We start from the raw sequence: 20439 nt of genomic DNA, 5'->3' as shown, positions 1-20439 counted from the left end.
GTCCTGACCATGCGTATCTCGACCTCGCAGTTCTACAACACCAGCAGCGCCAACTACCAGCGCAGCTACGCCAACACGGTCAAGAGCCAGCAGGACGCCAGCGACAATCTGCGCATCCGTTCGGCGGCGGACGATCCGGTCGGCTCGGCGCGCCTGCTGCAGCTCGAGCAGCAGCAGAACATGCTCGAGCAGTACAGCACCAACGTCACCAGCGTGCGCAACTCGCTGGGCACCACCGAGACCACGCTCAGCTCGATCAGCACCCTGTTGCAGCGGGTCAACGAGCTGGCGGTCAGTTCCGGCAACGGCGCCTTCACCGACTCGGACCGCAAGGCCAACGCCGACGAACTGTCGTCGCTGGAAAGTCAGCTGTACACCCTGATGAACAGCAAGGACGAGACCGGCACCTACCTGTTCTCCGGCTCCAAGGGCAGCACCCAGCCCTACGTGCGCAACGCCGACGGCACCTACAGCTACCAGGGCGACGAAGTCAGCCTGACCTTGCAGGTTGGCGACATGATCAGCCTGGCGGCCAACGAGACCGGCTACAGCGCGTTCGAGCAGGCGCTCAATACCAGCCGCAGCGAAACCAAGCTGCTGTCGCCGGCCACCGACGATGGACGGGTCAGCCTGTCCAATGGTCAGGTCTCGGGCAACATCACCTACAACGACCGGTTCCGCAGCGGCGAGCCCTACCAGATCGAGTTCACCAGCAGCACCCAGCTGAAGATCACCGATGCTGCGGGCAAGGACGTGACCGCCGAAGTGGGCGAGAGCGGTACCTTCAATCCGTCGGCCGACAGCAATACCCTGAGCTTCCGGGGCGTCGACCTGCGCCTGCAGATCAAGCCCGACAGCGCCGATCCGGATGGCTCGATCGCCGGTCATGTCTTCTCGCTCGGCTCCAAGCCCGACACCCTGGTCGGCACGCGCAGCGCCGGCAACCCGTCGACGGCCCAGGTGACGGGTGCGTCGATCAGCGACACGCAGGCGTACCAGTCGACCTTCCCGGGCCAGAGCGCCGTGTTGCGTTTCACCAGCGACAACGAGTTCGAGCTGTACGCTGCGCCGGTCGATGACAACAGCCGGCCGGTGGGCAAAGGCACGTTGGCCGGCGGCGTCGCGAACGTCGCCGGGGTGAGCTTCCAGGTCGCCGGCACGCCTGCGGCGGCCGACCAGTTCATGGTCAAGGTCGACACGCACCAGACCCAGAACGTGCTCGACACCATCGGCCAACTGCGCAAGGCGCTGACCACGCCAATGGACAATGACCCGGCCGCCCGTCAGACCTTCCTGGCCTCGCTGGACGCGGCCGTGGGCAACATCGCCAACGCCAGCAACCAGGTCGGCGCCTCCATCGCGTCCATCGGCGGACGTGGCCAGGCGCTGGACGTGCAGACCGAGACCAACGAGGCCTTGAGCATCGAGAACACCAAGACCCAGAGCTCGATTCGCGAGAGCGATCCGGCCGAAGTCATGCTGCGCCTGCAGATGCAGAGCAACATGCTCTCGGCCTCCCTCCAGGCCTACGCCAAGATCGCAAGCCTGTCGCTGGTCAACTACATCTGATCGGCGTCACTGGCCTCCTGTCATGCGTCGCCCGGCTTCGGTGCGGCGCATAACCCCCCTTCAAGGTCATTCGTGTGAACCAGACAGCCCGCGTCAGCCTCGTCATCCCGGCCCATCACCCCCGTTTCTTCGCTGCCGCGCTGCACAGTGCGCTGGCGCAGACCTATGAGGCGCTGGAGGTGATTGTCTGTGATGACAGCCATGGCATTGAGATCGAAGCAATCGTCATGGCGCTGGACGCCGAGAGCCGAGCACGCGTGCGCTATGTACGTCATGATGACAGCGAAGGGTTCATCGACAACCTGATCCACGCGCTCGAACTGGCCAGCCATGACATGGTGAAGGTGCTGTGCGATGACGACCGCTTGTTCCCGCAGTGCATCAGCGATCAGGCCGAGGTGCTGCTGAGTCTGCCCGACGTCAACCTGGTACTGTCTCAGCGAGTGCTGTGCGACGAGAACGACTTCATTCTGCCCATGCGCATCGCCAACGCGCGGTTTGCCAGCGAAGACAGCTTGTTCAAAGGTGAAGACATGCTGTCGCTGCTCGAAGGCCGGCCGTTCAATTTTCTCGGCAATCTGTCGGCAGCCTTGATGCGGCGTGAGCAAGCCTTGCATTGGTTACGTGCGCTGAGCGCCGATGGCCAGCGTTTTCAAGCGCTGTTGGACATCGCTGTGTTCGTCTGCCTGATGCGCCGTGGCGACATGGTCATGCTGAGTGCGCCGGCATTGATCGAGCGGTTGCATCCGGAACGTTTCAGCAAGCTGCCAGAGATCAGCCAACGTATGCCTCAGGAGTGGCGCTGGTTGTTGCAGATGGTAGCCGCGCGCAGTGGTGAAGCAGCTCCTGCCAGTGGCTGGGTGCGCTTCGTTCCGTTGAGCCAGGCCAAGGAGCGACCGCTTCCCTGGCAAGAGCTGTGTGTGGCGAGGATCCTCAGCAACTGGCATACGCGGCTCAGCGGGCGGGTGGGCAGCGACTGTGAAAGCTATGCGCAATTCTACGAGCAATGGCTGGCTGCCCGGCATTTCAGCGCGGTACAGCGTGGCTTGGTGCCACGAGTCGTGTCGACCTGGCCGACGCAGCCGCGATTGCTGGCAGTGGTGCTCGACCCGGAAGGAGACGCGCAGGGCGTGCAGTACACGCTCGATAGCCTGGCCGGGCAGCTTTATCCAGTACAGGCCTGTCTGCTGCTTGCCGACACCGTGCCGAGGCAACACCCGTCGCTGGCCGTTTCACATGAGACACTGGATGCCAACTGGCCCGAGCAGGTCAATCGCTGGCTGATCTCCACGTCCGATGTCGACTGGGTGTACCTGCTGCGTGCTGGTGACCGCCTGAGCGAGTCTGCGTGCTTGCTGCTGGCAGAGCGCGCATCGGTATTTCCTGGCATTGCCTGTATTTATGGCGACGAAGGTGCCTGGGTGGACGATGCGCCCGCTGAGCCTGTGTTCAAGCCCGATTTTAACCTCGACCTGCTGCGCAGTTACCCGTACGTCGGTCGGATGCTGGCGTTCGAGCGTGCTGCGCTGCTTGAGCTCGGCGGGCTGGATGACCGGTTCGGCGAGCTGGCGCCCCATGACCTGCTTTGGCGCTTGGTGGAAGCGCGTGGCCTCCAGGCCATCGATCATATTGCCGAAATCCAGGCCCAGTGCACGTCGAGTTTCGCCCAATGGTTATCGTCACCGGCCGTGGTCCAAGGCAGTGAGGGGCTGGTAAGCGCTCATCTTGACCGCCTTGGCATCGAGCATCGCATTTGCCATGAGCAGCTCGAGGTGCTCAATCGTATCGATTACCAGCATACGGGCAGCGCGAAGGTGACGATCATCATCGTGGTTGAGGAAGACCTCGAGCAGCTGCAACGTAGCGCCGAGCGGCTGCTCGAGCGCACTGCCACGGTGGACTACGAGCTGCTGTTGGTGGCCGGCGAGAGGGTGTCCGCATCCATCGCGGGTTGGCTCGACGCGATGGCCCGGCTAGATGCGCGGTTGCTGCGTGTCGTGCGCGTACCGGAAGAAAGCGAGCGTACGCGACTGATCGATCGCGCCGCCGCCCAAGCACAGGGCGACTACCTGCTGCTGCTCGATGCCGCAGTGGAGGTGCTTGATGCCCATTGGCTCGATGAAATGCTGCAGCTGGGCCGTCGCCCGGAGGTGGCGGTGGTCGGCGGCACGTTGATCGATACCCGTGGTCGAGTCGTCGAAGCGGGACGCGTGCTCGGTGTGGCGGGCAGTTCAGGGCCAGCGTTTGCGGGGGAGGACAGCCAAGCCCGAGGTTACCTGCAGCGCTTGCAGGTCGTGCAGAACTGGAGCGCCGTGGGTGGTGCCTGCCTGATGGTTCGCAAGACGGTCTTCGACGAACTGGGCGGACTGTGCAGCCAGCCGCTGGTAGGGGGGCTGGCCGAGGTCGATCTGTGCTTACGCGCCGGACAGCTGGGCTACCTGATTGTCGGCACACCGCATGCCAGGTTGCTCAAGACGTCGTCCAATCCATCGCTTGCGCCGGTCGTCGATACCGACCAATGGCAGGCGCAGCAACAGGCATTTTGCGAGCGCTGGCTGCCCAAGGTAGCACGCGATCCGGCCTATAACCCGAGCCTGAGCCTGAACAGCGCCGACTTCAGTCTCGAGCCCAGCCTGCGTGGCAGCTGGAGCCCTTTGTGCGCGCGCGCGCTGCCATCCGTGCTGGGTCTGCCGGTGAATGATTCGGCCGTGGGACATTACAGGGTCGACCAGCCGTTCCGTCAGTTGGAGGCTGCCGGCCGCGTGGTGGGTCGGGTGGTCTACGAATCGCCCAGCATCGTACAGCTGGCGCGCATGGACCCGGACGTGATCGTATTCCAGTTGCGCCATTCCGAGGATTCGGTGCGCGATATCGAGCGCATTGCCCGGTTCTCTGGCGCACGGCGTATCTTCGAAATTGACGACTATGTGATTCAGGCCTCTGCCAAGAATTCCCATGCGCGTAACAAGCCGGCCGACACAGAGCAGCAACTGCGTCGTGGCATTGCGCTGTGCGATCGCGTCGTGGTCACGACTCATGCGCTGGCCCAACGACTGGCGGACATGCACACCGACATACGTGTCGTGCCCAACATGCTGGCGCCGCATCTCTGGAGCAATCTTGCGCCTAGTCGGCGAGGCACCTCGTCCAAACCCAGGGTAGGGTGGGGCGGTGGTACCAGTCACAGTGGCGATCTGGAGATCATCGCCGAGGTGGTCCGTGCATTGGTCGATGAGGTGCACTGGGTATTCTTCGGCATGTGCCCGGATGAGCTCAAGCCCTACATCCATGAGTACCACCCAGGTGTTTCGCTGAACGCGTATCCGGCCAAGCTGGCCAGCCTCGACCTGGATCTTGCTCTGGCACCCCTCGAGTTTCATGTGTTCAACGACTGCAAGAGCAACCTGCGTCTACTGGAGTACGGCGCCTGCGGCTATCCGGTGGTCTGCACCGACACCGAGGCCTACCGCGGCTATTTGCCTTGTACTCGGGTATATACCAACAGTACTGAAGAATGGCTGCAGGCGATTCGTCAGCACTTGGCCGATCCTGTCGCCAGCCAGCGCATGGGCGAGGCCTTGCGCGACGCGGTCATGCGCGACTTCCTGCTGTGCGGTGACAACCTGCGGCAGTGGGAGTGGGGGTGGTTGGCACCCTAGCGACAAGTGACGGGCTGCAAGCTGCAAGTCAGAGCGCCAGCGCCGTCTTGACGTCATGCTCTGCCTGACGCACCGCATTACCGTCTGCGTGAACTTGTGTTCAGCTCCCAGATTGGCGCGCTTCCTGCAATGCACCTCGACATCGCCATAAATCCTGCACCCGGCACGTGCAGGTCGGGTCGACGCAGACGAGGAACTCGATGAAGGCAGTCATTCTGGCCGGTGGGCTGGGCACGCGGATCAGCGAAGAGTCGCACCTCAAGCCCAAGCCGATGATCGAAATCGGCGGCAAGCCAATTCTTTGGCACATCATGAAGCAGTACTCGGCCCATGGCATTCACGACTTCGTGATCTGCCTGGGCTACAAGGGGTATGCGATCAAGGATTTCTTCGCCAACTATTTCCTGCACACCTCCGACGTGACCTTCGACATGCGGGCCAACCGCATGGACGTGCACCAGAACTACAGCGAGCCCTGGCGCGTGACGCTGGTCGACACCGGTGAAGAGACCATGACCGGCGGGCGTCTGCGCCGGGCAGGGCGCTACCTCGAGGGGGAAGAGGCGTTCTGCTTCACCTACGGCGACGGCGTCTCGGACCTGGACATCAGCCAGTTGGTCGCCTTCCACCGTGCCCATGGCAAGCATGCCACCGTGACCGCCGTGCAGCCGCCCGGGCGTTATGGCGCCTTGCAGTGCGAGGGTGATCGGGTGCTGGGCTTCAGCGAAAAACCACGGGGTGACGGCGGCTGGATCAACGGGGGCTTCTTCGTGCTGTCGCCGGCGGTGCTGCCGTACATCGACGGTGACGCCACCTCCTGGGAAGCCGAGCCGATCACCCAGCTGGCGCAAGAAGGGCAACTGCACGCCTTCACCCATGAGGGCTTCTGGCACCCGATGGACACCCTGCGCGACAAGAATTACCTGGAACAGCTCTGGGCGAACGGGGAGGCCCCATGGAAACAGTGGACCTGAACCCCGGCTTCTGGGCCGGCAAGCGCGTGCTGGTGACCGGTCATACCGGCTTCAAGGGCAGCTGGCTGGTGCTGTGGCTGCAGCAGATGGGCGCTGAGGTGATCGGCTTCGCCCAGGATCCGTCCACCGAGCCGAACCTGTTTACCCTGGCGCGGGTCGGGGAGGGGATCGACGACCGGCGCGGCGATGTGCGCGACCTGGGCGCGGTGATGAACGTGCTGCTCGAGACCCAGCCGCAGATCGTCCTGCACCTGGCGGCCCAGCCGCTGGTGCGCGAGGGCTATCGCGATCCGTTGGGGACCTATTCCACCAACGTCATGGGCACGCTGAACCTGCTCGAGGCGATTCGCCAGATCGGCGGCGTGCGCGCCTGCGTGGTCGTCACCACCGACAAGGTCTACGCCAATCAGGAATGGCCCTGGCCGTACCGGGAGAACGAAGCCCTCGGCGGCCATGATCCCTACAGCAGCAGCAAGGCCTGCTGCGAACTGCTGGTGCAGTCCTACAAGTCGTCGTTCTTCCCGGCCGCCGAGCATGCCGCCCATGGCCTGTGCCTGGCCACGGCACGGGCCGGCAACGTGGTCGGAGGTGGCGATTTTTCCCCCGAGCGGTTGATACCGGACGTGCTCAAGGCCTGGACCGAAGGCCGTCCCGTGACCTTGCGCTACCCGCAGGCAGTACGCCCCTGGCAGCACGTGCTCGAGCCGCTGGCCGGCTACCTGCAACTGGCGCAGGCACTGCATGAGCGCGGCCCGGCTTTCGAGGGCGCCTGGAACTTCGGCCCCGGCGAGGACGATGCGCGCAGCGTCGGTGAAGTCGTGCAGCTGCTGGCCTCGCAATGGCCCCAGGCTGCCGGCGTCGAGCTGCGCCAGAGCGAACTGCACGAGGCGGGCCTGCTGCGCCTGGACAGCTCGCGGGCGCGCCAGGTGCTGGGCTGGCAACCGCGCTGGTCGCTGTCCGAATGCCTCGACCATACCCTGGCCTGGCATCAGGGCTGGCAGCAAGGGTTGGACATGCGCGCCGTATGCCTGACGCAACTGCATCATTACAAGGAGTCGTTGTGAGCCAGTACCGTCTGATCCCCTTGCCGCTCGAGGGTCTGGCCCGGGTCGAGCACCGTCGGCACGACGATGCACGCGGCGCCTTCGCACGGCTGTACTGCGAGGACAGCCTGCATACCCAGGGCGCGCCGTTCCACGTTCGCCAGATCAACCGCTCGCTGACCCGCCAGCGCGGCAGCGTGCGCGGGCTGCACTACCAGAGCGGCCTGCCGGCCGAAAGCAAGTACATCACCTGCGTCCGTGGCGCCGTCTGGGACGTGGTGGTGGACCTGCGCCGGGGTTCACCGACGTTCCTGCGCTGGCATGCCGAGCAGCTGACGGCCGAGGCGGGCTTCAGCCTGCTGGTGCCGCCGGGGTTCGCGCACGGGTTCCAGACCCTGAGCGACGACAGCGAGCTGCTGTACCTGCACAGCGCCGACCATGCGCCGGACCGCGAAGGCGGGCTGGCCCATGACGACCCGCGCCTGGCGATCGACTGGCCCCTGCCGGTGATCAACCTGTCGCTTCGCGACCAGCAGCATGCCTGGCTCGATGACCACTTCAGCGGACTGAACCCATGACGCTTGCCCCCCACACCTGCCGTGCCTGCGCCAGCCCCTTGCAGCTGCCCTTGATCGACCTGGGCACCTCGCCACCGTCGAATGCCTACCTGCGCCCCGAGCAGCTGTCGCAGCCCGAGGTCTGGCTGCCCCTGAAAGTCTGGGTCTGCGAACACTGCTGGTTGGTCCAGGCCGAGGCCCACCAGCAGGCCGACCAGCTGTTCGACGCCGACTACGCCTACTTCAGCAGCTACTCGCGCTCGTGGCTCAAGCATGCCGAAACCTACGTGGCCGAGATGGTCGAGCGTTTCACGCTCACGGCCGACAGCCGCGTGGTCGAGATCGCCGCCAATGATGGCTACCTGTTGCAGTTCGTGGCCCAGCGCGGTATCCCGTGCCTGGGTATCGAGCCCACGCGCAGCACCGCCGCCGCTGCACGCGCACGCGGTCTGGCCATCCGTGAGGACTTCTTCGGCACGGCGTTGGCCGAGACCCTGGCGACCGAGGGCTGGCAGGCCGACCTGATGGTCGCCAACAACGTGCTGGCCCATGTGCCCGACATCAACGATTTTCTCCAAGGCTTCGCGCGCCTGCTCAAGCCCACGGGGGTGGTCACCTTCGAGTTTCCGCAGCTGTTGACGCTGATCGCCGGCCGTCAGTTCGACACCCTTTACCACGAGCACTATTCCTACCTGTCGCTGACCACCGTGGACCTGCTCTGCCAGCGCAACGGCCTGCAGGTCTTCGACGTGCAACCGCTCACGACCCACGGCGGCTCGCTGCGGGTCTTCGTCCAGCGCCGCGCGACAGGCGAACGGGTCGTGAGCCCGGCGGTGGGCGAGGCGCTGGACGCCGAACGCGAAGCCGGCGTGCTTACGCCGGCGTTCTACGCGACGCTCGCCCCGGCCGCGCAGGCCATCAAGCTGCAGCTGCTGGATTTCCTGCTCGAAGCCAAGGCCCAGGGCAAGCGCGTGGCGGGCTACGGCGCGGCGGCCAAGGGCAACACCTTGCTCAACTACGCCGGGGTTCGCAGCGACCTGCTGGCCTGGGTCGCCGACGCCAGCCCGCACAAGCAGGGCAAGTACCTGCCGGGCAGCCGCATCCCCATCGTTGCGCCCGAGCGTATCGCCCAGGAGCGCCCCGACTACGTGCTGGTGCTGCCCTGGAACCTGCTGCCGGAGGTGCAGGCCGAGCAGGCCGGTATCGCCGAGTGGGGAGGGCGGCTGGTCGTCGCCGTGCCTGAGTTGACGGTGCTGTGAGCGCGTCCGTCGTACTGGTCACCGGCGCCACCGGCTTCGTCGGCCGTCACCTGGTCGGCGAGCTGCTGGCACGCGGCATGACCGTCCGTGCGCTGGCGCGGGACAAGGCACGTGCCAGCACGCTGCCGTGGTTCGAACGGGTGACGTTCATCGCGGCCGACGTGCACGATGCCACTGCCGAGCAGGTCGCCGCCTGGTGCGAGGGCGTGGACGTACTGGCGCACCTGGCCTGGCCCGGGCTGCCCGACTACCAGGCGCTGTTCCACCTGGAGCAGAACCTGGGCGCCGACTACCGCTTCATCAAGCAGGCCGTGCTGGCAGGCGTGCCGCAGGTGCTGGTCACCGGCACCTGCTACGAATACGGCGATCAGAGCGGCCCGCTGGACGAGCGTTGTCCGGCCCGGCCACAGACGGCCTACGGGCTGGCCAAGCACAGCCTGCACCAGTTCCTGCTGGCGCTGCAGCGCCACCATCCATTCGTGCTGCAATGGGCGCGCCTGTTCTACCTGCATGGCGAAGGCCAGAACCCCAACAGCCTGTTGGCCGCCCTGGACCGCGCCATCGACCAGGGCGCCGCGACGTTCGACATGTCCGGCGGCGAGCAGCTGCGCGACTTCCAGCCGATCACGACGCTGGCGCGCCAGTTGGCCACGTTGATCGCCCGGCGGGAATTCGACGGCACCGTCAACTGCGCCAGCGGCCAGCCATTGGCCGTGCGCACGCTGGTGGAACGGCACCTGGCCGCACGCGGCGCGACGCTGTCGCTCAACCTCGGACACTACCCCTACCCACGGCACGAACCCATGGCGTTCTGGGCGGTGACCGAGGTGCTCGACCGGCTGTTGGCAGCCCAGGGCGCCGACCCTGCGGCCTGAGTCCGGCCTGTATGACAGGGCCGGCTGCCTGTTTTGTCCTGTGCGCGGCCCTGACGGCCACCACGGTGTGATGTGTTTCGCGGCCGATGCCGCGCCTCGATGACTTTTGGAGATGTTCATGAGCGACAAGACCCCCCAGCAGATCTTTGCCGAAGAGTGCGCGACGCAGATCGCCGAGCAAGGGCAGAGCCAGACGCTCAAGCAACTGGCGCGCGATTTCTACGACGAGTCGGCCAAGCACAAGTACACCTACCATTTCTCCTGGATGGGGCGGCCGATCATCCAGCTGCCCCAGGACATGATCGCCATGCAGGAACTGGTCTGGCGCATCCAGCCCGACCTGATCATCGAGTGCGGCGTCGCCCACGGCGGCTCGATCATCTACTACGCCTCCCTGTTGCAGCTGCTGGGGCATGGTGAGGTGCTGGGCATCGACGTGGACATCCGTGCGCACAATCGCCAGGCCATCGAAAACCACCCCATGGCCCACCGCATCACCCTGTTCGAAGGCTCGAGCATCGACCTCGCCATGGTCGAGCGCGTTCGTGCCCATGCCCAGGGCAAGCGGGTCATGGTCGTGCTCGACTCCAATCACACCCATGCCCACGTGCTCGAAGAGCTGCGTCACTACGCGCCGCTGGTGTCGGTGGACAGTTATTGCGTGGTGATGGACACGGTGGTCGAGGACATGCCGGCCGATGCCTTCCCCGACCGCCCCTGGGGCCATGGCGACAATCCGAAGACCGCAGTCTGGGCCTTCCTCGAGGAAAACGGCGACTTCCAGATCGACCAGACGGTGCAGGACAAACTGCTGCTGACCGTCGCGTCGGACGGCTATCTGCGTCGCGTTCGCTGATCTTTCCTTCCCTGTCGCGCAGGAGCGTACCGTGCCTCTTTCTTCCTCCCGATTCGCAGACGACGCGTTGCGCAACCGTCTGACCATCGTGCTCATCACCCACAACCGGCCGGCGTTCCTGCGGCGCGCCTTGCATTACTACCGCGACTATCCGGCCACGCTGCTGGTGCTGGACTCCTCCAGCCAGATCGACGCGACGCTGCAGGCCGACCATCCGCAGGTCGAGTACCTGCACCTGCCGCAGTTCGCCTACACCGGCCTGCAGGACAAGCTGGCCTATGGCGTGGAGCGGATCAGGACGCCGTTCATGACCTTCGCCGCCGATGACGACTTCCTGCTGTTCGACGGCATGACCCAGTCGGTGGACTTCCTGCAGGCGCATCCCGATTACGGTGTCTGTCATGGCTACGGCATGATGTACGTCGGACGCGGCACCGAGGTGCAGTACTTCCGCCGCGACAAGCGGGTCCAGGAAGACTATGCCAGCGAAGACCCGGCGCGGCGTCTGGTCGACTTCATGGGCCAGTTTTTGCCGCCGTTCTACGCGGTCACCCGCACCGACCTGATCCAGCAGTGGTACCGCCTGCTGCCGGCCGGCACCAGTTTCGAGTGGCAGGAGATCGGTCACACCTTCTACCTATTGACCAGCGCCAAGGCCCGCGTACTGCCGATTCCCTATGCCGTGCGCGAGGCCAACGTGGGCGGCTCGGAGCACAACACCAACGTGCTGACCGTGCTGACCTACCAGGACGAGGCCGCCTGCCGCGAGCGTGAGCAGTTCGCCGAGTTCCTGGCCGGCCTGCCGACCGGGCTGACGCCGCTGACGCTCGAGCAGGCCAAGCAGGTCGTGCTGGAGGCCTTCCAGGCCATGGCAGAGGGGCTGCTCACGGGGCGCGCCTTGCAAGGTTGCATGATCGTGCGTTCCCATTGGTTGCTGCCAACACCGGAACCGACCCGCGCCTTCGGTGAGCAGCAGTTCCTCGAGATGCCGTACTACACCAAATCCATGTTCGACCTGCTCGCCGAGTTCGAGCATCTCATCCACAGCCTGCCATGTGGCCGTCTGCAACTGCGCGAACTGGAGCCGATCCTGGTGCGTCAGCAGCAGTTGATGCAGGTGCAGGCCAATGACGACGAACACACGTTGCGCGCGCGGCTGTGGCAGGCGCTGACCCTGAGCCCGTTCAATCGTCAGGTGGTCGAGCGGCTGCTGGTCTCGCTCGAAGCGGTCGAGGATCCGGAGGCCGCCTCGCTGCGAGGCTGGCTGGCCCGGCTCGAGGCGGTCCCGAGTTACGACAGCCAGGCGCTGCTCGATTCATTGCCGTCGGGTCGGTTGTTGAACTGGCTGGACAGCCGGAGACCGTCGCCAGACCAGCTCGACCGGTTGCGCCAGCGGCTGAGCGAGGCGGATGGTGGGCCATCCTTCGGCATCGTGCTGCTCGACCTGAAGAACGACGCCGAAGGCTTGCAAGCCACCTTCGACAGCCTGATGAACGGGCTGTGCCGGCGCTTCAAGGTCGTGGTCCTGACGGCTGGCGAGCCACCGGCCCAGACCCATGCCGGGCAAACCGTGCATTTCGTGCCGGTCGACGTTCGGCAGCCAGCCGCCCGTCTCAACCAGGCCGTGGCCCAACTGGATACCGACTGGGTGGTGCTGGCCGAGGCGGGTGATCGCTTCACCGCCACGGGCCTGTTGCGCGCCAGCCTCGAACTGCTGGGTGTCGAGGGCGTGCGTGCCGTGGCCATGGACGAAGTCCAGGTGCAGGCCGATGGCCGCCTGGCGGACGTCCTGCGTCCTGGCGTCAACCTGGACCTGTTGCAGAGTGCGCCGGGGCTGATGGCGCGGCATTGGCTGCTGCGGCGCGACTTGTTGCTGGCCATGGGCGGGTTCGACGCGCGCTGGCCGCAGGCACTGGAGTTCGACCTGTTGCTGCGCCTGATCGGGGCAGAGGGATTGGGAGGGTTGGCACACCTGGCCGAACCGTTGCTGACCTGCGCGGCGCCCACCGAGGACGAAGGACAGACGCGCGACGTGCTGGCGCAGGCGTTGCGCCAGCGTGGCTACGACGCCGAGGTGTCCTCGGTGGTGCCTGGTGTCCATCGCATCGACTACCGGCATGCTCGGCGTCCCCAGGTATCGATCCTGCTGCATTGTCACGACAATGCGGTCGACGTGCAGCGGGCCTTGATCGCTGTGGTGCAGCGTACCCGCTACCACCATCATGAGATTCTCATCGTCGACAACGCCAGCCAGTCGTCGGCGTTGCGCGAATGGCTCGACAGTCTGCAGGCAGCCGGCAGTCGCGTGCGCGTGGTGCGCAGCGAGCAGCCCGTACCGCCCGGCGTGCTGCTCGAGCGCGCCCGTGAGCACGCACAGGGTGAGTACCTGGTGGTGCTGGCCGATGCCGTCGAAGTGCTCAATGCGAACTGGCTCGAAGGGCTGCTCAACCAGGCCCTGCGCCCGGAAGTCGGCGCGGTCGGCGGGCTGCTGCTGGATACGCACGGCAAGGTACGCGAGGCGGGCCTGGTCCTGCCTGACGCCTCGTCGTTGCAGGCCGCGTTCGTCGGTGCCTCGGTGAAGGAGCCAGGCTACCTGCAACGGCTGAGTGTCGAGCACGATGTATTTGCGGCGTCCGGATGCCTGATGGTGCGCGCCGAGGCCTTGCAGGCCGTAGGCGGGTTCGACACCCAGCTGACGTCGGTGCGCGCCGTGCAGATCGAACTCTGCCCGCGCCTCGCCGCAGCCGGGCTGCTGGTGGTCTGGACGCCGCAGGTCCAGGCCATCGATCATGGGGAGGCCACGGACGGGCTGGACTCGCCCTGGGCCGAGCCGCACCTTGCCTCACCTCCGTCCGACCCGTTCCACAACGCCAGCCACGGCACCGGGCCCACGCTGTTCGGCCTGGACCCGCAGGCCGGGGTCGATTGGCAGGCCCTGGGCGGCTGATCGCCTGCCGATGCCGCCCCGCTTTCAGGCCGAAAGCAGGGCGGCATGCCCCACGTGCGATGCGCCACTTGCAGGATGTGTCACAAAAAAGCGCGTGACTCGAGAGTCATATCGCGCATCTCCCCTGTATATTACCCGACCACGAATCGTTGCCTCGTCTTCCGACGTGCCTGGCAGGTGTCGATGTTCCTCGACAGACCTGGGGCTTGGCCGTTGGACGTCGTCGCATGTGTTGCGCTGTCACTGAATTGGGAAGCCATATGATTGGCCTGAAAAGCATCGCCAGCTACGTACCGCTCGAGGGTGTGGACAACTACGCCCAAGGTGCGAAATTCGGCAAAGACCAGGATTTCATCTTCGGCAAGATCGGCTCGACCTTTCTGCCGCGCAAGGACGAGCACCAGGAAACCTCCGACCTGGGCGTCGCCGCGGCCCGTAACCTGTTCGCCGCCAACCCGACGCTCGATCCGGCCTCGATCGATGTGGTGATCGTCGTCACCCAGAACGGCGATGCCGAAGGCCTGCCGCACACCGCGGCGATCGTCCAGCACAAGCTGGGCCTGTCCACGGCCGTGGCGGCGTTCGACGTCTCTCTGGGCTGCTCGGGCTATGTGTACGGCCTGTACGCCATGAAGGGCTTCATGGAAGCCACCGGCCTGAAGAACGGCCTGCTGATCACCGCCGACCCGTACTCGAAGATCGTCGACCCGGAAGATCGCAACACCACCATGCTGTTCGGCGATGCCGCTACGGCGACCTGGATGGGTGAAGACGCGCCGTGGCAGTTGGGCAAGTCACTGTTCGGCAGCGATGGGGCAGGGGCCGAGCATCTGCGCACCACCGACGGCACGTTCTTCATGAACGGTCGCCAGGTCTACAACTTCGCCCTGGTCAAGGTGCCGGCGCATCTTCACCAGTTGCTCGAGGCCAGCGGCCTGAGCGCCGAGCAGATCGACCTGTACTGCCTGCACCAGGGCAGCGCGGCCATCGTCGATGCGGTGTCGTCGCGGTTCGATGACGGCGCGCACAAGCACAAGTTCGTCAAGGACATGCTCGAGACTGGCAACACGGTGTCTTCCAGCATCCCGCTGCTGCTGGAAAAGCACGTGCTTGGCGCTGCCTTGCAGCGCGTGGCGCTCAGCGGCTTCGGCGTGGGCCTGTCGTGGGGTTCGGCGATTCTCGAACGTCAGCCCTGATCGACTGCCTGGTGGTCTGCCAGCGCCGCTCGTTCGAGCGGCGTTGTGCGTTCAGGCCCTCTCGTCCGCCTCCTGGCCAGGAAAGGCGGCAAGTCATTGATTTCTCGACAGTGGCAGCCTGCCAGCAAATTTTTTGCAAATTTTCCTAAAGCAACCCGCCCTGACGACGATAACTACTACGAAGGTTCTCTGTGCCACGCCCGGCGATTTGCCAAGGCCGGAAGCCGTAGTACCCATACCACGAGGAATTCGTCATGGCTTTGACTGTCAACACCAACACCACTTCTCTGGGCGTTCAGAAAAACCTGAACCGGGCTGCCGATGCGCTGAGCACTTCGATGACCCGTCTGTCCTCCGGCCTGAAAATCAACAGCGCCAAAGATGACGCCGCCGGCCTGCAGATCGCTACCCGCATGACCTCGCAGATCCGTGGTCAGACCATGGCGATCAAGAACGCCAACGACGGTATCTCCATCGCCCAGACCGCTGAAGGCGCGATGCAGGAACAGACCAACATCCTGCAGCGTATGCGTGAACTGGCCGTCCAGTCGCGAAACGACACCAACAGCACCAAGGACCGTGAAGCGCTGAACAAAGAATTCGCGCAGATGTCCGACGAGCTGACCCGTATCGCCAACTCGACCCAGCTCAACGGCAAGAACCTGCTCGACGGTACTGCTGGCAAGATGACCTTCCAGGTTGGCTCCAACTCCGGTGCCAACAACCAGATCAGCATCTCGCTGGACAGTGGCTTCACCGCCGGTGCACTGAGCGTCGACTCGGCTACCGTCGCCATCACGGGTACCGATAGCGCTACCGCTGAAGCTAGCATGAACAAAGCACTGTCGGCCATCGACGCTGCTCTGCAGACCATCAACACCACGCGTGCCGACCTGGGTGCTTCGCAGAACCGCCTGACCAGCACCGTGAACAACCTGCAGAACATCAACGAAAACGCCGAGGCCGCTCGTGGTCGCGTGCAGGACACCGACTTCGCCGCTGAAACCGCTCAGCTGACCAAGCAGCAGACTCTGCAGCAGGCGTCCACGTCGGTTCTGGCCCAGGCCAACCAGCTGCCATCCTCGGTTCTGAAGCTGCTTCAGTAATCGGTGACGGCCATCGGCGGGGGAGTGTCGTAAGACGCTTCCCCGTCTTTTCGTTTCGAGGTGAATGTCATGGACATCAACGTCAGGTTCAGTCAGCCCTACCCGGCACCCCGCGCAGACGACACGGCCGCCGAACGGCCCATCGCGACGCCCGGTTCCCCGCCAACTGATCCGGGCCGTACAGACATCACCCCTGAGGTGGGGTCGGCGGACGAAGCCGATCAACTCAAGACTGCTGTATCCGATATCGAAAAATTCCTGAACGCCAGCCGACGCAATCTCCAGTTCTCGACCGACGAGGAATCTGGCAGGCTGGTGGTCAAAGTCATCGCCAGCGACACCGGGGAACTGATTCGCCAGCTGCCTTCCGAAGAGGCGTTGCGCATCGCCCGTGCGCTGGACGACACCGCGAGCATCCTGTTCAGTGCCAAGGTCTGATCGATCGGCCTCTGCCGGGCCAAGAGCCCGGGGCAGGGGCAAGGCACCCGCATCAGGCGTAGCGATCAACAGAGAGAGACAATGACATGGCTTCTACCATCGTATCCAGCACCGGCCTGGGTTCCGGCTTGGAGATTGGCACCATCGTCACCTCGCTGGTCAAGGCAGACACGGCGGCCAAGCAAGGCCAGATCACTCGGCAGACCAGCAACAACACCGCGATGCTGTCGGGCATTGGTGCCTTGCGCAGTGCGCTGACCACCTTCCAGTCGTCGCTGGACAAGCTCAGCAGCACCACCGCACCTTCGTTCAATGCCTTTGCCGCCAGTTCGTCCAACGAGAACGTGCTCAAGGTCAGCTCGAGCAACACGGCCGTCGCAGGCAGCTACAGCGTCCAGGTCAACAACCTGGCGACCAGCTCCAAGATCGCCAGCCAGGTGTTTAGCGGGGGTGCCAGCAGCAGCGTGGAAGCTGGCAAGCTGACCCTGACCCAGAGCGGCAACAGCTACTCGATCGATGTCGCCAAGGGCGCGACGCTGCAGAGCGTACGCGACCAGATCAACAAGGAGCTCGGCCCGCGAGGCTTCTCGGCCAACATCATCAACGCCGGGGACGGCGCTCGGCTGGTACTGGGCTCCAACGTCACCGGCGCCGGCTCGGACGTGTCGGTCAGTGGCATCGCCTCGCTGGCGATCGACGGCACCCAGAAGATGAGTGGCAACGGTGCCGGCTTCATCACCGAGCAGGCCAAGGATGCTTCGCTGACCATCGACGGGCTGGCGGTGTCCAGCGGCATCAACACCATCACCGACGCCATCAGCGGCCTGACCCTGGACCTGGCCTCGGCGCCTGTGCCAGCGACCGCCGTCAAGGTGACGGTCGCGCCCAACAACGACGGCCTGAAGACGTCCGTGCAGGCGTTCGTCGACGCTTTCAACACGCTGCAGAAGGGCATCAGCTCCTTGACCAGCACGTCCACGGATGCCAATGGCAAGACGGTGCTGGGCTCGCTGACCAACGATCCGACCACGCGCTCGCTGCTGGCCGATATCCGGGGCGTGCTGGCGACGGCCGTAGGCGGCGATCAGCTGTCCACCTTGGGCCAGCTGGGTGTGGCCACGCAGAAGGACGGTACCCTGGCCTTCAACACCACCACCTTCACCACGGCGATCAACGACAAGAAGCTGGGCACCAGCGTCGAGGCGTTCTTCACGGGTGAAAAGGGGTTGTTCAGCCGATTGAAGAGTGCGGTCACGCCATACAATTCCACCGACGGTAGCCTGGCCACCCGCAAGAGCAACCTGGACAAGGTCGCCAAGGGGCTGACCGAGCAGCAGGCGGCGCTGGACCGTCGTACCGAGTCGCTGACCGAATCGCTGACCAAGCGTTACGTGGCGCTCGATGCCGCATTGGGTAAGATGAAGGCTCAAGCCGCCCAGATCACCTCGATCTTCGACGCGATCAATGCCCAGGCCAAGAACTCCTGATCGACGCCCGAACCCAATGAACCGCGGCCGCCTTGCAAGCACCGCGGGTTTTTTTTGGTCTAAAGTTTCCCGTCCTGGCGACGATAACCCAGTACATGCAATCCATTCGCTGCAATGAGGCAGACCATGAACCCAATGCTGGCCATGCGCCAATACCAGAAAGTCAACAGCGTCGCGCAAACCTCCGAAGCCAGCCCGCACCGCCTGGTGCAGATGCTGATGCAGGGCGGCCTGGACCGCATGGCTCAGGTCAAGGGCGCCATGGCACGCAACGATGTGGCGCAGCGTGGTGTACTGATCGGCAAGGCCATCGACATCATCGGCGGCCTGCGCGAAGGGCTGGACCTGGAAAACCATGGGGCGCAATTGGCCGACCTGGACAGCCTCTACAGCTACATGAGCCGCCGCCTGATCGAAGCCAACGTGAAGAACGATCCGGCCATCATCGATGAAGTGGCCCGCTTGCTGATCACCGTCAAGGAAGGCTGGGACGCAATCGGCGATCAGGCCAGCCCGGATTTCTAGGAGACGCCCCCATGAATGCAGTCCTCGAACGCATCGACCAAACCCGTCAGGCCTTGCTCGCTGCGCTATCCACACGCGACTGGGAAGCCATTGGCGAACTCGACCTGGAGTGCCGGGTCTGCGTCGATGACGTGTTGGCCGAGTCGGTGGTCAATCAGCAGGCAGTTAAGGGGCGGCTCGAGGAATTGCTGGGCGTCTATCGCCAGTTAATCGATACAGCAAGTGACGAGCGTCAAAGTTTGATAGCAGAAATGACTGAAATCCGACAGGCACAGACGGCGACGAAGGTATACCATCTGTTCAGCTGACACTGGATGATGCAAAAGATGGGCGCCAACAAATTGACTGCCCGTGGTTTTTTGACTTAACTAGTAGCTGTTTTCGTAGATGACGTCGTGAACGCTGAGCATTCAGTCGTAATGGTGTCGAGCCTGCCCCCGGGCGCCGATATGACTAGGGAAGTTGCTATTGCATGTGGCGTGAATCAAAAATTCTCCTGATCGACGACGACAGCGAGCGCCGCCGCGATCTGGCGGTGGTGCTGAATTTCCTGGGCGAAGAGAACCTGCCGTGTTCCAGCCAGGAGTGGTCGCAGTCGGTCGAGTCCCTGGCATCGAACCGGGATGTGCTCTGCGTACTCATCGGCACGGTCGAAGCGCCCTCGACGGTGTCTGGGGTGCTTAAGACAGTGCTGGCCTGGGATGAGTTCCTTCCGATTTTGCTGATTGGCGATATTTCTGTCGCCGAGTTCCCCGAAGAGCTGCGCCGTCGTGTGCTGTCCAGCCTGGAAATGCCCCCGAGCTATAGCCAGGTGCTCGACTCGTTGCACCGTGCCCAGGTCTACCGCGAGATGTACGACCAGGCGCGGGAGCGGGGCCGCCAGCGCGAGCCCAACCTGTTCCGCAGCCTGGTCGGTACCAGCCGTGCGATCCAGCATGTCCGGCAGATGATGCAGCAGGTGGCCGATACCGATGCCAGCGTGCTGATCCTGGGCGAATCGGGCACCGGCAAGGAAGTGGTCGCCCGTAACCTGCATTACCATTCCAAGCGCCGCGAAGCGCCCTTCGTGCCGGTCAACTGCGGCGCGATTCCGGCCGAACTGCTCGAGAGCGAGCTGTTCGGTCACGAGAAGGGCGCGTTCACCGGGGCCATCACCAGCCGCGCCGGGCGGTTCGAGCTGGCCAATGGCGGTACGCTGTTCCTCGACGAGATCGGCGATATGCCGCTGCCCATGCAGGTCAAGTTGCTGCGCGTGCTGCAGGAGCGCACGTTCGAACGCGTGGGCAGCAACAAGACCCAGAGCATCGACGTGCGCATCATTGCCGCGACCCACAAGAACCTCGAGCAGATGATCGAGGTCGGGTCCTTCCGCGAGGATCTGTACTACCGGCTCAATGTGTTCCCCATCGAGATGGCGCCGCTGCGCGAGCGCGTCGAGGACATTCCGCTGCTGATGAACGAGCTGATCTCGCGCATGGAGCACGAGAAGCGCGGTTCGATCCGCTTCAACTCGGCGTCGATCATGTCCCTGTGCCGCCACGGCTGGCCGGGCAACGTGCGCGAACTGGCCAACCTGGTCGAGCGCATGGCGATCATGCACCCGTACGGCGTGATCGGGGTGTCCGAGCTGCCGAAGAAATTCCGCTATGTCGAGGACGAAGACGAGCAGATGGTCGACAGCCTGCGCACGGAGCTGGAAGAGCGCGTCGCGATCAACGGCCAGACCACCAGTTTCTCGGGCCATGCCATGCTGCCGCCTGAGGGGCTGGACCTCAAGGACTACCTGGGCAACCTCGAGCAGGGGCTGATCCAGCAGGCGCTGGACGATGCCAACGGCATCGTCGCCCGCGCCGCCGAACGCCTGCGCATCCGTCGAACCACCTTGGTCGAGAAGATGCGCAAGTACGGCATGAGCCGGCGTGAAGGGGAAGACGCGGCGGACGAATGA

General features: G+C 64.4%; 16 protein-coding genes. All 16 read left to right on the top strand.

Going from position 1 to position 20439, the window contains the following annotated elements; translation table 11 throughout:
- Positions 1–9: 9 nt before the first annotated feature.
- The 16 genes from flgL (at position 10) to APT63_13735 (ending at position 20439) form a co-directional block, all read left to right on the top strand.
- Positions 10–1569 carry a flagellar biosynthesis protein FlgL gene (gene flgL / locus APT63_13810; GenBank protein ID AMA46611.1) on the top strand — a complete coding sequence of 520 codons (1560 nt, stop codon included), beginning with the start codon at positions 10–12 and terminating at the stop codon, positions 1567–1569.
- A 74-nt stretch (positions 1570–1643) separates the two neighbouring features.
- Entirely contained in the window at positions 1644–5228 is a 3585-nt protein-coding gene (locus tag APT63_13805; GenBank protein AMA46610.1) for a glycosyl transferase family 2, read from the top strand.
- Between the two features lie 200 nt (positions 5229–5428).
- Positions 5429–6202 (top strand): glucose-1-phosphate cytidylyltransferase, encoded by a 774-nt coding sequence (locus APT63_13800; protein ID AMA46609.1) that lies wholly within the window; start codon positions 5429–5431, stop codon positions 6200–6202.
- Entirely contained in the window at positions 6184–7266 is a 1083-nt protein-coding gene (locus APT63_13795; GenBank protein ID AMA46608.1) for a CDP-glucose 4,6-dehydratase, read from the top strand. The genes APT63_13800 and APT63_13795 overlap by 19 nt, the downstream gene beginning before the upstream one ends.
- A complete protein-coding gene (locus APT63_13790; GenBank protein AMA46607.1) occupies positions 7263–7823 on the top strand; it encodes a dTDP-4-dehydrorhamnose 3,5-epimerase in 561 nt (186 codons plus the stop codon). The genes APT63_13795 and APT63_13790 overlap by 4 nt, the downstream gene beginning before the upstream one ends.
- Positions 7820–9061, top strand: coding sequence for an SAM-dependent methyltransferase (locus tag APT63_13785; GenBank protein ID AMA46606.1), 1242 nt, complete (start codon positions 7820–7822; stop codon positions 9059–9061). The genes APT63_13790 and APT63_13785 overlap by 4 nt, the downstream gene beginning before the upstream one ends.
- The gene (locus tag APT63_13780; GenBank protein AMA46605.1) at positions 9058–9936 is read left to right on the top strand and encodes an epimerase; all 879 of its coding nucleotides are present in this window, start codon (positions 9058–9060) and stop codon (positions 9934–9936) included. The genes APT63_13785 and APT63_13780 overlap by 4 nt, the downstream gene beginning before the upstream one ends.
- A 118-nt stretch (positions 9937–10054) precedes the next feature.
- On the top strand, positions 10055–10792 hold the full coding sequence (locus APT63_13775) for a cephalosporin hydroxylase (GenBank protein AMA47901.1): 738 nt from the start codon (positions 10055–10057) through the stop codon (positions 10790–10792).
- A gap of 31 nt (positions 10793–10823) precedes the next feature.
- Positions 10824–13739 carry a glycosyl transferase family 2 gene (locus tag APT63_13770; protein ID AMA46604.1) on the top strand — a complete coding sequence of 972 codons (2916 nt, stop codon included), beginning with the start codon at positions 10824–10826 and terminating at the stop codon, positions 13737–13739.
- 260 nt (positions 13740–13999) lie between these two features.
- A complete protein-coding gene (locus APT63_13765) occupies positions 14000–14935 on the top strand; it encodes a 3-oxoacyl-ACP synthase (protein AMA46603.1) in 936 nt (311 codons plus the stop codon).
- Positions 14936–15189: 254 nt separating this feature from the next.
- Positions 15190–16041, top strand: coding sequence for a flagellin (locus APT63_13760; GenBank protein ID AMA46602.1), 852 nt, complete (start codon positions 15190–15192; stop codon positions 16039–16041).
- 69 nt (positions 16042–16110) lie between these two features.
- Positions 16111–16479, top strand: a complete 369-nt coding sequence (locus APT63_13755; protein AMA46601.1) for a flagellar biosynthesis protein FlaG — start codon at positions 16111–16113, stop codon at positions 16477–16479.
- Between the two features lie 86 nt (positions 16480–16565).
- Positions 16566–17966 (top strand): flagellar hook protein FliD, encoded by a 1401-nt coding sequence (locus APT63_13750; protein AMA46600.1) that lies wholly within the window; start codon positions 16566–16568, stop codon positions 17964–17966.
- 126 nt (positions 17967–18092) lie between these two features.
- A complete protein-coding gene (locus tag APT63_13745) occupies positions 18093–18491 on the top strand; it encodes a flagellar protein FliS (protein ID AMA46599.1) in 399 nt (132 codons plus the stop codon).
- Positions 18492–18502: 11 nt separating this feature from the next.
- Positions 18503–18799 carry a flagellar assembly protein FliT gene (locus APT63_13740; GenBank protein ID AMA46598.1) on the top strand — a complete coding sequence of 99 codons (297 nt, stop codon included), beginning with the start codon at positions 18503–18505 and terminating at the stop codon, positions 18797–18799.
- Between the two features lie 164 nt (positions 18800–18963).
- On the top strand, positions 18964–20439 hold the full coding sequence (locus tag APT63_13735; GenBank protein ID AMA46597.1) for an AAA family ATPase: 1476 nt from the start codon (positions 18964–18966) through the stop codon (positions 20437–20439).

This window comes from Pseudomonas monteilii (assembly GCA_001534745.1).
In the GTDB taxonomy this organism is placed as follows: domain Bacteria; phylum Pseudomonadota; class Gammaproteobacteria; order Pseudomonadales; family Pseudomonadaceae; genus Aquipseudomonas; species Aquipseudomonas alabamensis.
The sequence above is the reverse complement of the archived record's forward strand: the minus strand, read 5'-3'. Positions and strand labels throughout refer to the sequence as shown.